Annotated in this window: 17 protein-coding genes; 12 read left to right on the plus strand and 5 right to left on the minus strand. The window is 69.0% G+C overall.

The window, feature by feature from the left end; all coding sequences use genetic code 11:
* The first annotated feature begins 178 nt into the window (after positions 1-178).
* From infA to rplQ, 7 genes are all read left to right on the plus strand, one after another.
* The gene (infA, locus tag VZL07_RS32365; protein WP_002614803.1) at positions 179-397 is read left to right on the plus strand and encodes a translation initiation factor IF-1; all 219 of its coding nucleotides are present in this window, start codon (positions 179-181) and stop codon (positions 395-397) included.
* 73 nt (positions 398-470) lie between these two features.
* On the plus strand, positions 471-587 hold the full coding sequence (gene rpmJ / locus VZL07_RS32370) for a 50S ribosomal protein L36 (protein ID WP_002633586.1): 117 nt from the start codon (positions 471-473) through the stop codon (positions 585-587).
* A gap of 54 nt (positions 588-641) precedes the next feature.
* On the plus strand, positions 642-1,022 hold the full coding sequence (gene rpsM / locus VZL07_RS32375; RefSeq protein WP_426751806.1) for a 30S ribosomal protein S13: 381 nt from the start codon (positions 642-644) through the stop codon (positions 1,020-1,022).
* 62 nt (positions 1,023-1,084) lie between these two features.
* Positions 1,085-1,522 carry a 30S ribosomal protein S11 gene (gene rpsK / locus VZL07_RS32380; protein ID WP_426751807.1) on the plus strand — a complete coding sequence of 146 codons (438 nt, stop codon included), beginning with the start codon at positions 1,085-1,087 and terminating at the stop codon, positions 1,520-1,522.
* A 66-nt stretch (positions 1,523-1,588) separates the two neighbouring features.
* Positions 1,589-2,215 carry a 30S ribosomal protein S4 gene (rpsD, locus tag VZL07_RS32385; protein WP_426751808.1) on the plus strand — a complete coding sequence of 209 codons (627 nt, stop codon included), beginning with the start codon at positions 1,589-1,591 and terminating at the stop codon, positions 2,213-2,215.
* Positions 2,216-2,358: 143 nt separating this feature from the next.
* Positions 2,359-3,381 carry a DNA-directed RNA polymerase subunit alpha gene (locus VZL07_RS32390; RefSeq protein ID WP_426751809.1) on the plus strand — a complete coding sequence of 341 codons (1,023 nt, stop codon included), beginning with the start codon at positions 2,359-2,361 and terminating at the stop codon, positions 3,379-3,381.
* Between the two features lie 182 nt (positions 3,382-3,563).
* Positions 3,564-3,986: a 50S ribosomal protein L17 gene (gene rplQ / locus VZL07_RS32395; RefSeq protein WP_426751810.1), complete on the plus strand. Its 423-nt coding sequence runs from the start codon at positions 3,564-3,566 to the stop codon at positions 3,984-3,986.
* A gap of 102 nt (positions 3,987-4,088) precedes the next feature.
* Here rplQ and VZL07_RS32400 read toward each other — a convergent pair whose 3' ends face one another.
* The 3 genes from VZL07_RS32400 to VZL07_RS32410 all read right to left on the minus strand — a co-directional run bounded on the left by VZL07_RS32400 (position 4,089) and on the right by VZL07_RS32410 (position 6,988).
* Positions 4,089-4,670 carry a hypothetical protein gene (locus VZL07_RS32400; protein WP_426751811.1) on the minus strand — a complete coding sequence of 194 codons (582 nt, stop codon included), beginning with the start codon at positions 4,668-4,670 and terminating at the stop codon, positions 4,089-4,091.
* A 132-nt stretch (positions 4,671-4,802) separates the two neighbouring features.
* Complete coding sequence (locus VZL07_RS32405; protein ID WP_426751812.1) at positions 4,803-6,182, minus strand: tetratricopeptide repeat protein; 1,380 nt, start codon at positions 6,180-6,182, stop codon at positions 4,803-4,805.
* 14 nt (positions 6,183-6,196) lie between these two features.
* On the minus strand, positions 6,197-6,988 hold the full coding sequence (locus VZL07_RS32410; protein ID WP_426751813.1) for a lysophospholipid acyltransferase family protein: 792 nt from the start codon (positions 6,986-6,988) through the stop codon (positions 6,197-6,199).
* A gap of 235 nt (positions 6,989-7,223) precedes the next feature.
* Between VZL07_RS32410 and VZL07_RS32415 the strand changes: the two genes are divergently transcribed.
* Genes VZL07_RS32415 through VZL07_RS32425 form a run of 3 tightly spaced genes read left to right on the plus strand, consistent with a single transcriptional unit; the run spans position 7,224 to position 10,764 of the window.
* Positions 7,224-7,838 carry a deoxynucleoside kinase gene (locus tag VZL07_RS32415; RefSeq protein WP_426751814.1) on the plus strand — a complete coding sequence of 205 codons (615 nt, stop codon included), beginning with the start codon at positions 7,224-7,226 and terminating at the stop codon, positions 7,836-7,838.
* Complete coding sequence (locus VZL07_RS32420) at positions 7,835-9,010, plus strand: DUF2314 domain-containing protein (RefSeq protein ID WP_426751815.1); 1,176 nt, start codon at positions 7,835-7,837, stop codon at positions 9,008-9,010. The genes VZL07_RS32415 and VZL07_RS32420 overlap by 4 nt, the downstream gene beginning before the upstream one ends.
* Positions 9,011-9,066: 56 nt before the next feature.
* Positions 9,067-10,764, plus strand: coding sequence for an FHA domain-containing protein (locus VZL07_RS32425; RefSeq protein ID WP_426751816.1), 1,698 nt, complete (start codon positions 9,067-9,069; stop codon positions 10,762-10,764).
* Between the two features lie 12 nt (positions 10,765-10,776).
* Here VZL07_RS32425 and VZL07_RS32430 read toward each other — a convergent pair whose 3' ends face one another.
* A complete protein-coding gene (locus VZL07_RS32430) occupies positions 10,777-11,685 on the minus strand; it encodes a DMT family transporter (RefSeq protein WP_426751817.1) in 909 nt (302 codons plus the stop codon).
* A gap of 76 nt (positions 11,686-11,761) precedes the next feature.
* Between VZL07_RS32430 and VZL07_RS32435 the strand changes: the two genes are divergently transcribed.
* On the plus strand, positions 11,762-12,673 hold the full coding sequence (locus VZL07_RS32435) for a pseudouridine-5'-phosphate glycosidase (protein WP_426751818.1): 912 nt from the start codon (positions 11,762-11,764) through the stop codon (positions 12,671-12,673).
* A 19-nt stretch (positions 12,674-12,692) separates the two neighbouring features.
* Here the strand turns inward: VZL07_RS32435 and VZL07_RS32440 are convergent, their stop codons facing one another.
* On the minus strand, positions 12,693-13,178 hold the full coding sequence (locus tag VZL07_RS32440) for a GAF domain-containing protein (RefSeq protein ID WP_426751819.1): 486 nt from the start codon (positions 13,176-13,178) through the stop codon (positions 12,693-12,695).
* 99 nt (positions 13,179-13,277) lie between these two features.
* On the opposite strand from VZL07_RS32440, the gene VZL07_RS32445 reads away from it, so the two are divergent.
* Positions 13,278-14,015 (plus strand): SIR2 family NAD-dependent protein deacylase, encoded by a 738-nt coding sequence (locus VZL07_RS32445; protein WP_426751820.1) that lies wholly within the window; start codon positions 13,278-13,280, stop codon positions 14,013-14,015.
* Positions 14,016-14,051: the final 36 nt, after the last annotated feature.

The raw sequence follows: 14,051 nt of genomic DNA on the forward strand, positions 1-14,051 counted from the left end.
GGGACGTGTGGTGTCAGCGGGGCTTGATAGAGTGCAACTGCGGGTGAAGTCGCTCGCTGTTATGTCGGGTTGGTAGGAATCCAAGTTTTGCAGTCGCGCGACGCTTGCCACTTGCGGACCAAAGTGCTATGCCGCCGCGCTTCCAAGAGGTTCGTGGTCCGGGAAGAGAGTCTGACGCTTGCCGAAGGATGATTCCATCGAAGTCGAGGGGACCGTAATGGAGCCCCTCCCGAACGCGATGTTCCGCGTGGTGCTGGACAACGGCCACAAGGTGCTCGCGCACATCTCGGGCAAGATGAGGATGCACTTCATCCGCATCCTCCCGGGTGACAAGGTGAAGGTCGAACTGTCTCCGTACGACCTGACGCGCGGGCGGATCACGTACCGGGCGAAGTAGTAGGGTGCACCCGCCGGGGAATGGCGGGACGCCCGCAGGGCTTTTCTTTAGCTGAGGAAGGAAGTTCGCTCCCATGAAGGTTCGGGCGTCCGTCAAGAAGATTTGCGACAAGTGCAAGGTTGTTCGCCGTAAGGGTATCGTGCGCGTCATCTGCGCTTCCAACCCCCGGCACAAGCAGCGCCAGGGCTAACGGCCAGCCGGCCGTTGGCTTCAGACCAACTCCACCTAAGAAGGAAGACCGAAGATGGCTCGTATCGCCGGCATCGATCTGCCGCCCAACAAGCGCGCGGTGATCTCGCTCCAGTACATCTACGGGATCGGCAACAAGTCCGCGCAAGACATCATCAATGCGGCGGGCATCGATCCCACGACCCGGACCAAGGACCTTACCGAGGAGCAGGCCCGCAAGATCCGCGAGATCATCGAGGCCAGCTACAAGGTGGAGGGTGACCTTCGGCGCGAAGTCACCATGAACATCAAGCGGCTGATGGACCTGGGTTGCTACCGGGGGCTTCGTCACCGTAAGGGCCTGCCTGTTCGCGGCCAGCGGACGCACACCAACGCGCGTACCCGCAAGGGTCCGAAGCGGGGCATCGTCCGGGCCAAGCCGGCCGCCGGTCGGTAGACGCAGCGCCGGTGCCGTGAGGTGCCGGCGTCGATCACCTCCTCCCAGGAGCAGCAATCCACATGGCTGACGAGATCAATACGGCTGCGGCGCCCACGGGCACCGAGGGCGAGGCCCCTGCCGCCAAGAAGTCCAAGCGCAAGGGCAAGAAGAACATCCTCAACGGCGTGGTCCACATCCAGTCCACGTTCAACAACACCATCATCACGATCACGGACGTGTCCGGGAACGTGATCTCCTGGTCGTCCGCCGGGGCGCGTGGCTTCAAGGGAAGCCGCAAATCCACCCCGTTCGCGGCCCAGGTGGCCGCCGGCGATGCCGCGGCGAAGGCGATGGAGCACGGCCTGAAGAACGTGTCCGTGTTCGTGAAGGGCCCGGGTGCGGGCCGCGAGTCCGCGCTGCGCGCGCTGGCCGCCGCCGGTCTGAAGATCAACCTCATCCGCGACGTGACGCCCATCCCGCACAACGGGTGCCGTCAGCCCAAGCGTCGCCGCGTCTAACTCCTTCCGGGCATCCCCCACGCCCTGGTGTGGGGGACGCTCCAGATCATCTCTAAGGACCTCTCAATGGCTCGTTACACTGCCAGCGCCTGCCGCATCTGCCGGCGCGAAAACCTGAAGATGTACCTCAAGGGCGACCGTTGCTACACGGACAAGTGCGCCATTGAGCGTCGCCCCTATCCCCCGGGCCAGCACGGCCAGGGCCGCGTGAAGTTCTCCGGCTACGGCGTGCAGCTGCGCGAGAAGCAGAAGGTCAAGCGCATGTACGGCCTGCTGGAGAACCAGTTCCGCGGCTACTACCACCGCGCGTCCGCCGCCAAGGGCAAGACGGGTGAGAACCTCCTGCAGCAGCTGGAGCTCCGTCTGGACAACGTGGTGTTCCGCATGGGCTTCGCGGACACGCGCAACGAGGCGCGCCAGCTGGTGCGCCACGGTCACTTCCAGGTCAACGGCCGCAAGGTGAACATCCCTTCGTTCGCCGTGAAGCCGGGCAGCGCGGTCGAGGTGGTGGAGAAGAGCCGCAAGGTGCTCCGCATCTCCGAGGCTCTGGAGACGGTGGACCGCCGTGGCGTTCCGCAGTGGATCTCCCTGGACAAGAAGGCGTTCAAGGGCACGGTCACCACGGTTCCGAACCGTGAGGACCTGACAATGCCCATCTCCGAGCAGCTCATCGTCGAGCTCTACTCGAAGTAAGCGCTTCGGATGTCGCAGTGGACGCCCTGGCCGACGAGGCCGGGGCGTCTTGCTTTCCAGCAGTCGCAGTCTTCGCGTGCGCATCCTCCCGCCAGGCCGGTGGGTAAGTCGGTGGTGCGGCACGTCTCGAGGAGCAGTCCATCATGGCAGATACGTTTGTTGCGAAGAACTGGCGTGACCTGATCAAGCCCCGTCGCATGGAGGTGGATCAGGACAGCGCGACCCCCACCTACGGCAAGTTCGTCGCGGAGCCGCTCGAGCGCGGTTTCGGTACGACGCTGGGCAACTCGCTGCGCCGGGTGCTGCTGTCGTCGCTGCAGGGCGCCGCCATCACCTCCGTGAAGATCGAGGGTGTGGACCACGAGTTCACCACCATCCCCGAGGTGTCCGAGGACGTCACGGACGTCGTGCTGAACCTGAAGGAAGTCCTCCTTCGGATGCACACGAACGAGACGAAGACGCTGCGCATCGAGGCGGAGGGCCCCAAGGAGGTCAAGGCCGGTGACATCATCACCGACCCGGACACCGAGATCCTCAACCCCGGTCACCACATCTGCACCATCTCCGAGGGCGGCAAGCTCCGGATGGAGCTGACGTGCCGGCGCGGCCGCGGGTACACCCCGGCGACCGCGAACAAGATTCCGGGCTCGCCGATTGGCACCATCCCCATCGACTCGCTGTTCTCGCCCATCCGCAAGGTGAACTACCAGGTCACCAACGCGCGTGTCGGTCAGGTCACCGACTACGACAAGCTGTCGCTCGAGGTCTGGACGGACGGCTCGGTGTCGCCCCAGGACGCGGTGGCGTACGCGGCGAAGATCATCAAGGAGCAGCTCACCGTCTTCGTGAACTTCGACGAGACGGAGGAGCCCGTCGTCGCCGAGGCGCCGAAGGAAGAGGCGAAGCTCAACGAGAACCTGTTCCGCTCGGTGGATGAGCTCGAGCTGTCGGTCCGCTCGGCGAACTGCCTGCAGCAGGCGAACATCAAGACCATCGGCGACCTCGTGCAGCGCACCGAGGCCGAGATGCTCAAGACGAAGAACTTCGGCCGCAAGTCCCTGAAGGAGATCAAGGAGATCCTCGCGGAGATGGGCCTGTCTCTGGGCATGAAGCTGGAGAACTGGCCGCCGAAGCAGGCGCCGGCGCCCGCGCAGCCGAAGGCGTAGTAGGGTTCACGCAGGGCCTCCCCACGCGTCCGCGGGCACGGCGGTCAGCGGCGCGAGGGGAGGGGGCTGGATGTCCTCCGGCCCGAATGACAGCGGCGGACTCCGTGCCGGGTCCGCCCATCCCACCCGGTACCTGATACGGCCGGAGTGGTGGAGTCCCACCGGGACTCCGGAGCACGACGATGCGCCACAAGGTTGGACAGAGGAAGCTGCACCGCACCACGAGCCACCGTCTCGCGATGCTCAACAACATGGTGACCTCGCTGCTGGAGCACCAGGCCATCCGCACCACGCTTCCCAAGGCCAAGGAGGCCCGGAAGATCGCGGAGCGGATCATCACCCTGGGCAAGCGTGGCGGCCTCGCCAACGTTCGCCTGGCGGCCCGGACGGTCAAGGACCGCGAGGTGCTGCAGAAGGTGTTCGGCGAGTACAAGGACCGGTACGCCAGCCGTCCCGGTGGCTACACCCGCATCGTCCGGCTCGGCTTCCGCCGGGGCGACGCCGCGGAGATGGCCCTCCTGGAGCTCGTGGATCGGCCGGAGAAGGCCGCTCCTGTCGACGCCGAGGCGGCTGCTGCGCCCGAGGCCGAGACGAAGGCCGAGTAGTTCGCGGCCGGCATCCCTGGCCCCATCGTGAGGTGGGGCCAGGAGCAACGCGAGGGCGCGCTTCCGACGAGGAAGGGCGCCCTTCGTGTTTCCGGGCCCGCCCTACCGGGAGGTACGGATTCGCTCCCAGGCGCGGTTGAGGTCCTCCGTAAGGTCCGCGCTGTCGTCCCGGCTGCGCATCTGCAGCGACTGGAAGCGCAGGTCCGCAGGGGCGGCGCCGCTGGAGCTCATGAGCTGCTTGGGGGTGATGGTGATGAACTCCCCCGGCGCCACGGACGGCACCGCCGCCTGGTACTGCCCGTTGACGGTGAGGGTGACGTCGTACCAGGGCTCCTTGCTCTCGTTCCAGATGGTGACGGAGGGGCGGTCCAGCTTGTCGCTGAGCACCAGGCGCGCATCCATCTCCCCGCGGCGCACGTCGCTTCCCGGGCAGGCAATGGCCAGGCTGACCGCGGTCATCATCACCCAGCCGGTGACGATGGAGGCCTTGTACTTGAAGAAGCGGTCGCGCTGACGGAAGTCCGCGACCAGCTCCTTGAGGATGGCGAGCCCGTTGAGGAGGTAGTTGGACGCGTCCCCGGCGAGGCGTTTCCCCAGAGGGCCTTCCGGCTTCTCCTTCTGGAGAGGCTCGGCGCGCGCGGCGGACATCACCCGCAGGTTGGTGGCGCTCGGCGCGCGCGGCATGCCCGGGTTCGTCGGCGTGCGTGGGTGGGCGCCAGACGGAGACGCAGCACGGGGAGGCTGCGTGCCTGGAGGTGAGGGCTTGCGACCGTCGCTCATCGGACAGCGAGTGTAGAGGGCTGGGCCCGTGAATGGCTACTGCGCCTTGAGCTGTTGAAGCGCGCGCGACGCCACCGCGTTCTCGGGCTGGGTCTCCAGCACCTTCATCAGCCAGCGCTCGGCTTCCGCCGCCGCCGTCTTCCGCGCTTCGGGCCGCGTGGCCTTCAGCGCCTGCTCGGTGAAGAGCAGCCCCAATCGCAGGGTGAACTCCATGTTCTCCGGGTCCTTTTCGACCACGTGCCGCAGCTCGCGCTCGGCGCCGGCGAAGTCACCCTCCAACTGGTACACGAGGGCCAGCTTGCCCCGCATGGGCACGGCGTCTGGCGCCAGTGACGTGGCGACGAGGAACGCCTGGCGGGCGGCGGTGAGGTCCCTGCGCTCCAGGTGGAGGTCGCCCAGGTGGAACCAGGCCGTCTCCAGCAGGGGATGCAACGCGACGGCCTTCTCGAAGGACGCGCGGGCCGCGTCGGGACGCTGGCGGGCCAGGTAGAGCTCGCCCAGGTAGAAGTGGTTCTTCCCGTCGCGCGGGGCGCGCTCGATGGCCTGCTTGAACTCGTCCACCGCGCGACCGGCGTCGTCCAGGCGCTGGTAGGCGAGGCCCAGCAGCGCGTGCACCACCGCGACGTCCGGGTAGTCGAGGAGGATCTCCTCGAAGGCGAGGATGGCGTGCTGGGGCGCGTCCAGGTCCTTCAGGTAGCGCATGCCCTCCTCGAGCTTGCCCTCGGCGGCCTTGGGGAAGCCCGAGAAGGGGTCCGCAATCTGCTCCATCAGCGCCCGCGCCGTGGCGACCTCGGCGGGCGTGGGCTGGCCACGCACCACCGCGCCCAGCGCCTCCACCGCGCCTGGGGCGTCTCCCGTACGGTGCAGGGCCTTGGCCAGGGGCAGCCGCCAGGCGTTGCGGTCCGGCGCCAGCGCCGTCGCCCGCTTCAGCGGCGGCAGGGCCTCGGCATACTGCTCCGACTCCAGCAGCGCGAGCCCCAGCCGGTAGTGGTACTCCGCCGTGTCGGGCGCCAGGGTGGTGGCCCGCTCGAAGGCCGCGACGCTGGGAGCCCCCGCGTCTCGTGCACGGGAGAAGAGGGCCAGCCCCAGCATGTACTGGTCGACGGCGCGCTCACCCGAGGCGATGCGCTTCTGGAGCTCTGCAATCCACGCGTCCGTCTGGCCCGCCTTCACCTGGGCTTCGGTGAGGAGCCGGGCCACGTCCAGGTCGTCCGGAGACTGGCGGTGCAGCTCCGTCAGCAGGCCCAGGGCTTTCGTGGGCTGGTGCTCGTCCAGATAGGCCCGCGCCTGGGAGTGCGCGTCCATGGGGCGCGCGCTGTCGGGAGCGGACGGGGTGTGGCTGCAGCCAGACAGAAGGCCCACGCCGAGCACGGCGGCGCGAATCCAGGGACGGGTACGGAGCGAACGGAGCGTCATCTCGATGGCGGGTCTCAGATGGAGGAGAGGGCTTGGGGGCTCGAGTCGCTGACGCCCTCGGCGCCCGCGGCGGCCACGGCGTCATCCGGGTCGCCGCCCTTGCCCCCCAGGGCCAGGTTGTCCGCGATGATGACGGCGCGGACGGCCCGGGCCAGGCCTTCCCGGTCGTCCTCGGCGAATGCGGTGGTGTCGATGGGCTTGCCCACCTTCACGCGGATGGGGCCTGGGGTGATGTTCCAGGTGGACTTGGGCATCAGCGCGCCCGAGCCCTCGATGGTGACGGGGCAGATGGGGACGCGGGCCTTCAGCGCCAGGGCGAAGGGGCCCTTCTTGAACGGGAGGACGCGCCCGTCCGAGGAGCGCGTGCCCTCCGGGTACAGGAAGATGCTGGTGCCACTGCGAATCTTCTCCGCGGCCCTGTCCAGCGAGGCGATGGCCTTCTTCCGGTTCGTCCGGTTGATGAAGATGTTGCCCGTGATCCACAGGTACTGGCCGATGATGGGCACCCACTTCAGCTGCGACTTCGCGACGTAGCGGAAGGGGATGGGAACGGCCAGGAAGTGGGCCGGGATGTCGATGGTGGACTGGTGGTTGGCCACATAGATTGTGGGCCGCTTCGGGTCCACGTTCTCCTGGCCGATGACCTCCAGCTTCGCACCTCCGGCCCACAGCAGCACGGGCGACCACATCCGGCGGGGAATCCAGAGCGTGATGGCCGGGGTGAACGTCAGCATCGACAGCAGGACAAACGGGAAACAGACCGCGGTCCAGGCTCCGGCCACGAATATGCAAAAGAGCTTGCGCATCCCTCAGCCCTCCTCCCGGGGGCCGATGTTCAGGGCCGGAAGGTGCCCGGGCCCGCGGGCATGCCTCCTGCGACTCCCCGTCCAGGCTGGCGGGCGGCCGGCCCCGGTCGGGAGGACGGCGGTGCCTGTCATGCGTTGAACGGAGCGGCAGGAGGGCATGCACTTCTTCTACCACGTCCTACCTACACGTTGTTTCTGGTGCGCGCCGCTTGCCGGGGTTACAAGCAGGGGTGGTGTGGCCAGGAAAAAGTTCATCGCCATCGCGGGCAACATCGGCGCCGGGAAGACGGAGCTGACGTCCTTCCTCTGCCGGAAGTACGGGCTGACGCCCTCCTTCGAACCGAACGACCAGAACCCCTATCTGGCGGACTTCTACAAGGACATGAAGACGTGGGCGTTCCGCTCGCAGCTCTTCTTCCTGACGCACAAGTTCCGCCTGCATCGGGAGCTGGAGCGGACGTCCGGGACGGTGCTCCAGGACCGGACGCTCTATGAGGACGCGGAGATCTTCGCCAAGAACCTCCACCGGCAGCGACTCATCGACAAGCGGGACTGGAAGACGTACTGGGAGTTGTACGAGACGATTTCGGAGTCGTTGCGGCCCCCCGACCTGATGATCTACCTCCGCTGCCCGGTGCAGACCATTCGTGAGCGCATCCGCATCCGTGGACGAGCCATGGAGCGGGACATCCCCACCCGCTATCTCCAGCGCCTCAACGCCCTCTACGAGGAGTGGTTCGAGGGCTACCGGCTGTCGCCAGTGCTGGTGCTGGCCACGGACAAGCTCGACTACTTGACCAACCTGGTGGACCGCGTGGACCTCTTCCGGCAGATCGAGAAGCACCTGTGAAGGAGGTCTACCTGCTGGCGACGGAGCAGGAGGGGCCGGTTCCCCTTGAGGCCCTGCGGGCGTCCTTCGCGAACGACGAGGTGGAGTTCATCCCGGACGCGGACGGGGAGGGCTTCACGCTTCGCGCGGATGGCTCCGAGGTCCAGGTGCGCGTGACGCGGGGGGCCGAGGGCCTGCCGCGCTTCCGCAAGGAGGTCTTCAGCGGCAGTCCGGACGCCTTCGAGCGGCTGGGGCGCTCCAAGGCCTTCTACCACCTGTCGGTGGAGCCGGGCGGCGCGCAGCCCACGCTGCCCGTCTTCGAGGCGCTGTGGGCCGTGCGCACGGTGCTGGAGCACGTGCAGGGTGTGCTGGTGGACCTCACCGCCTTCAAGCTGCACGAGCCCGAAGACGTGGTGGAAATCACGGAGCTGGACTTCGACATCCGAGACCATGTCCACCTCCACGCCGTGGAGGCGACGGAGGGGGAGACGCCCCTGTGGGTGCACTCCCATGGAATGGAGAAGTTCGGGGCCAGGGACCTGGAGATCTTCCACCTCGCGGAGAAGGACCTGCTGGCCGCGGAGAGCTTCCTCCACGAGCTGTGCACGGACCTGGCATTCGCGCAGGGGCCCGCGCTTCGCACGCAGGTGGGCACCAGCGAGGGACAGGTGTTCATGCTCGTGCCGTCCGAGGAGGCCCGGGCCAACCTGCTGGGCGTGCCGCTGGACACCTTCGAGGGCCATGAGGGCCTCTTCCTCACCGTGGTGTCCCCGCTGGGCCGGCACAACACGTCCGAGCTGCTGGCGCCCTACCGGGAGCGCTTCGAGAAGGAGCCCGAGGAGCAGACGCAGGCCATGCGGCGGGAGACGCAGGCGCTGCTCCCGTCCTTCCTGGCGCGCTTCCAGCGCAAGGGATTGATGGAGCCCCTCACGTTCCTGGTGCGCGCCCCCTTCGACACCCACCCGGACGGAAACACCGTCACCGAAAATCTGTGGCTGGAAGTCATGGCCCGGGACGAAGGCTCTGTCGTGGGGAAGCTGGTGGATGGCGCCGTGCATACCACCGAGTGGCGCAAGGGCGCCCATGTGGAGGTCGCGGAGACCCAGGTCAATGCGCTGGCCATCAGCCGTGAGGGCCGGGCGCTGGACGAACGGGAGCTTCGTGAGCTTCTGGACGCTGAACGGCCGATGTAGCGGCCGTTCCGTGGGGTTTTGCCCGCGCTTGGCGGGGCGATAGGCTCAGTGGGCCCATGCCCGCCCTCCTGCTGCTCTCCGGCCCTTCCGCGGGGCGACGTTACGACGTCCTCGCGGAGGCGACGATTGGCCGCAGTCCGTCGTGTGACATCCCGCTGGAGGACCATCAGGTCTCCCGCAGGCATGCGTTGATCTCCGTCGTCGACGGGCAGGCGCGGATCCGCGACCTGCGCTCGCGCAATGGGACGCTGGTCAATGGCGAGCGCCTCGCCGGCGAGGTGGTGCTCAAGCCGGGAGATCAGGTGCGGGTGGGCGCGACGACGGCCCTCTTCGAGCCGCCCCCGGTGACGCTGGTGGCCGACGCGCCGGAGCGCATGGGGCAGGTCCCCATCGAGGAGGTGCTGCCGCACGTCGGGACGGCGGCGGCGATGTACTCGGCGGGCATCGCGCTGCTGGGCGCGACGAGCGGCGCGCTGGTGCTGCGGCGGCTGGCGGACGAGGTCGCGCACGCGCTCAACGCGGACCGCGCCGCGGCGCTGCTGGGGAGCAGCGAAGGCCTGCTCACCGCCGCGGTGGCGGGTGCGGAAGCGCTGACGATGCCGCGCGTGCTGGCGCAGGCCGCGCTGGAGCGCAAGGAGCTGATCCAGACGGATGACGTCCTCTGCGCGCCGCTGGTCGCCTCGGGCGGAATGCCCTTTGGCGTGCTGTACGTCACGCGCGCGGAGCCGAAGTTCACGGAGGGCGAGGGCCAGTTGCTCGCGGCGCTGGGGCGCCTGGGCGGTGAGGCCTACACCACCGTGAACGCGCGGGTGGAAGGCGAGGCCCCGGCGCCCGCGCTCGCCGGGACGTCCCGGCCCCTGCGCGCGTTGCTGGAGCTGGCCCGAAGGGTGGCGGCCAGCGCGGCGCCGGTGGTCATCCACGGCGAGGCGGGGGTGGGCAAGGCGCTGCTGGCCCGCTACGTCCACGCGCGCTCACCACGGGCCCTGGGGCCCTTCGTCGTGGTGGACTGCCGCGAGCCGTCCGGGGCCGTCGAGGAGTCCCTGTTCGGCCGCCCGAGCGCTCCCGGCCAGCCGCCCGTCGTCTCCGCGCTGCTGCGTGCCGATGGCGGCTCGCTCCTGCTGTTGCACGTGGAGTCGCTGTCGCGGCCCGCCTCGGAGCGGCTCGCGAGGGCGCTGGCACGCCGCGCGGCGCCAGCGCGGCAGGGGGGCGAGGAGCCCGTGGACGTGCGCATCCTCGCCACCGCGCCCGCGCCCGTCACGCTGCTTTCGGCCCGGGGGGACGTGGAGCCTTCGCTGGCGCGCGTCCTCGGGGGCTTCGAGCTGGATGCGCCGCCCATGCGGGAACGCAAGGCGGACGTCATGTCGCTGCTGGAGCAGTTCGCGCAGCGCGCGGCCCGACGGGTTCGCAAGGAGCCTCCGACATTCAGCCCCGAGGCCCGGCGCCTGCTCACGGAGTATGCGTGGCCGCAGAACCTGCGAGAGCTGGAGTTGGTGGGGGAGCGGCTCGGCCTCCTGTATGCGGGCAGCTCGGTGGGCGCGCTGCAACTGCCTCCGGAGATTCAGGAAGGGGGCGACTCCGGCGCAAAGACGCTCCAGGGCCGCGTGGCCCGCCTGGAGCGGGACGCCATCGCCGAGGCCCTCCGTGAGGCAGCCGGCAAGAAGGTCCGCGCCGCGGAGTTGCTCGGCATCAGCCGGCCCACGCTGGACAAGAAGATTGAGGAGTACGGCCTGGCGGTGGAGCGGCGTCGGGGATGAGCCCGCCCGGGCCTACTTCCGGCGGCTGAGCAGCACACCACCGAGGACCAGCGCCGCGCCCAGGACCTGGAGCAGGGTGGGCCGCTCGCCGCGGACGGCCCAGGCGGTGAGGGCGGCCACCACGGGGATGCCCGTGTTGTAGAGGCCCGCGCGGCTGCTGCCCACCTTCTGCACGGTGCGGCCCCAGATGAAGTACGCGAGCACCAGCGGCACCAATGCGGAGTACACCACGCCCGCCCAGGCGCCGAAGCGGATGTGCGTCGTGTCCAGCCGCATCAGCTCGGGCACGCCCGCGAGCACCACGCCCGGCGCGCCCGTCAGCATGCAGATGGCGGTGATGCGCAGCGCGGAGACCCCGGGGCCCAGGGTGCGGATGCCCACGGTGTAGATGGCCCAGCACACGCTCGCGCCGACGATGAGCCCGTCCCCGAGCCAGGTCGCGCCACTCAACGAGGAGCCGCGTCCTCCCAACACCAGCAACATCCCCGCGACACCCAGGGCGAGCGCCGTGACGAGCGGGCGGGTGAGGCGCTCCACGCCGAGCACCGCGCCGAGTGCCGCCACCAGCACCGGCGTCACCGCCGTCAGCATCCCGCTGTTCGCCACGGAGGTGTTCGCCAGGCCGAGGATGAAGCACAGCTGGTACACGGTGTTGCCCACCAGTCCGAGCCCCATCAACTTGAGGAACACCGGGCGGGGCAGCGGCTTCCAGCCCTCGATGCCGAGGAGCAGCGCGCCCATGGCCAGCGCCGCGATGGTGAAGCGCAGCGACATGAAGGCCAGCGGAGGCAGGGTGTCCATCGCCTCCTTCACCACCGTGTAGTTGGTGCCCCAGACAATGACGACGCCGACGATGGCCAGGTCGGACGCGGAGAAGGCGCGCGGAGGCGCGGGGACCACGGAGGTGGTGGTAGTGGACACGGCGCCAGGGGAATAGGCCCCAAGGGCTTCGCGCGCAAGCCGACGTGGGGAGGCGGGCGTGCTAAACGCCTGGGCCATGGACCTACGCTTTTCGGACGAGGTGCGCCGCGCGCTCGAGGCCGGCCAACCCCTGGTGGCGCTGGAGACGAGCGTCGTGGCCCAGGGCCTTCCGTACCCGGACAACCTGGCCGCGGCCCGAGCCTGCGAGGAAGCCGTCCGCCGAGCGGGCGCCGTTCCCGCGGCCACCGCCATCATCGATGGCCAGCTGTGCGTGGGCCTGGAAGAGGCCGAGATGCGCCGGTTGGCGGAGGGAAAGGAGCGCCTGCTCAAGCTCGGCTCGCGGGACCTGGCCGTCGCCGTGGCCACGCGCGCCACGGGGGGCACCACCGTGAGCGCCACCTGCGAGATGGCCGCCGCCGCGGGCATCCGCGTCTTCTCCACCGGAGGCATTGGCGGCGTGCATCGGGGGGCGTCAGAGCACTTCGACATCTCCCAGGACATCGCCGCCCTGGCCCGTTTCCCCGTCGCCGTGGTGTGCGCGGGGGCCAAGTCCGTGCTGGACCTGCCCAAGACGATGGAGCTGCTGGAGACGGCCGGCGTGCCCGTCATCGGTGTGGGGACGGAGGAGCTCCCGTCGTTCTACAGCCGCGGCTCCGGCATTTCCCTGGAGCACCGCGTGGACGACGTGGACACGGCGGCGCGCATCGCCCGCGCTCGCTTCGAGTCCCTGAAGCAGGGCGGGGTGCTCTACACGGTGCCCCCGCCCGAGGAGACGTCCCTGCCGCGCAACGAGGTGGAGCTTCACATCGCCGCCACGCTCGCCGACGCGGACCGGCAGGGCATCCGTGGCAAGGCCGTGACGCCCTTCCTGCTGTCGGAGATGGCGAAGCGCACGGGAGGCAAGACGCTCAAGGCCAACCTGGCGCTGCTGACGAACAACGCGCGCTTCGCTGGTCAGCTCGCCGTGGCGTACGCACGCGCGCGCTGAGTGGGAGCACGGGCCGCCGCTACTGCTGGAACCAGTGCACCAGGTCTTCCAGCTCGCGGCGGTCCACCTCGTCGAAGGTGCCCTTGTGCTCGGAGTCGATGTCGAGCACGGCAATCAGCTCCCGGTTCCGGCCAAACACCGGGACGACAATCTCCGACGCCGAGCGCCCGTCGCAGGTGATGTGGCCCGGGAAGGCGTGGACGTCCTCCACCACCACCGTCTCACCCTTGGCCGCGGAAGCGCCGCACACGCCCTTGCCGAAGGGAATCTCCAGGCACCCGAGCGTGCCTTGATAGGGGCCCACCCGCAGCAGCCGGCCCGGCGTGACGACGCGGTAGAAGCCCGTCCACAGGTGGCCGAAGGCGTGGTGCAGCAGGCAGCTCATGGTGGACATGCCGGTGATGTCGTCGTCGATGCCCTCGAGCACCGCCCGCACGTGCTGCTTCAGCTCGGCGTAGGCTTCGGCCTTGGGCAGGCCGCGCAGATCCAGAGTGACTTCCGCCATGATGGGACCTCGAAGCGCGACCTTCGCGAGGCGTCAGGCCCCGGAAGGGTCAGCGTCCCATCCATAGCTTGAATCTCGATTCGCCGCACAGGAGCCGACATGGATTCGCTCATCCTCGATTCGCGTACCTGGCTGCTCGTCCTCACGGGCGCGGGAGTCTCCGCTGAAAGCGGAGTTCCCACCTTCCGCGGGATGGGCGGACTCTGGGAGGACCAGCCCGTGGAGGCCGTGGCGTCGCCACAGGGTTTCATGAGGGACCCGGCGCTGGTGTGGCGCTTCTATTCGGAGCGCCGCAAGGCCGCGGCGGCCGTCCATCCCAACCCGGGCCACGAGGCGCTCGTCGCGTGGGAGCGCCACCTGGGGGACCGCTTCCTGCTCGCCACCCAGAACGTCGATGGCCTGCACACGCGCGCGGGCAGCCAGCGCGTCGTGGAGATGCACGGCAACCTGTTCAAGACGCGGTGCAGCCACTGCGACCGGCCCGCGTTCGACGACGCCACCGTGTACCCGGCGGGGGCGGTGCCCGAGTGCGACGCGTGCGGCAAGCGGCTGCGGCCCCACATCGTGTGGTTCGGCGAATACCTGGATCCGGCCGACATGGCGCGCATCGAGGACTTTGCCCTGCGGGGCTCCACCTCCGGTGGGCGCTTCGTCTTCCTGGCGGCGGGGACCTCCGGCGCCGTGTACCCGGCCGCGGGCATCGTCGACCACGTGCGCAAGGCCGGTGGCGAGACGTGGCTCGTCAACCTCGACCCGGCGGAGAACTCCAGCCGCTTCGAGAACCTCGTCCAGGGGAGGAGCGGGGAGGTCCTGCCCACCCTGGCGAAGCTCGTCTGAGGCGGGCGGAGCGTTGACTCGGCGTCACCGATGGGC

It is taken from the genome of Pseudomyxococcus flavus, from assembly GCF_050038885.1.
GTDB lineage: Bacteria > Myxococcota > Myxococcia > Myxococcales > Myxococcaceae > Myxococcus > Myxococcus flavus.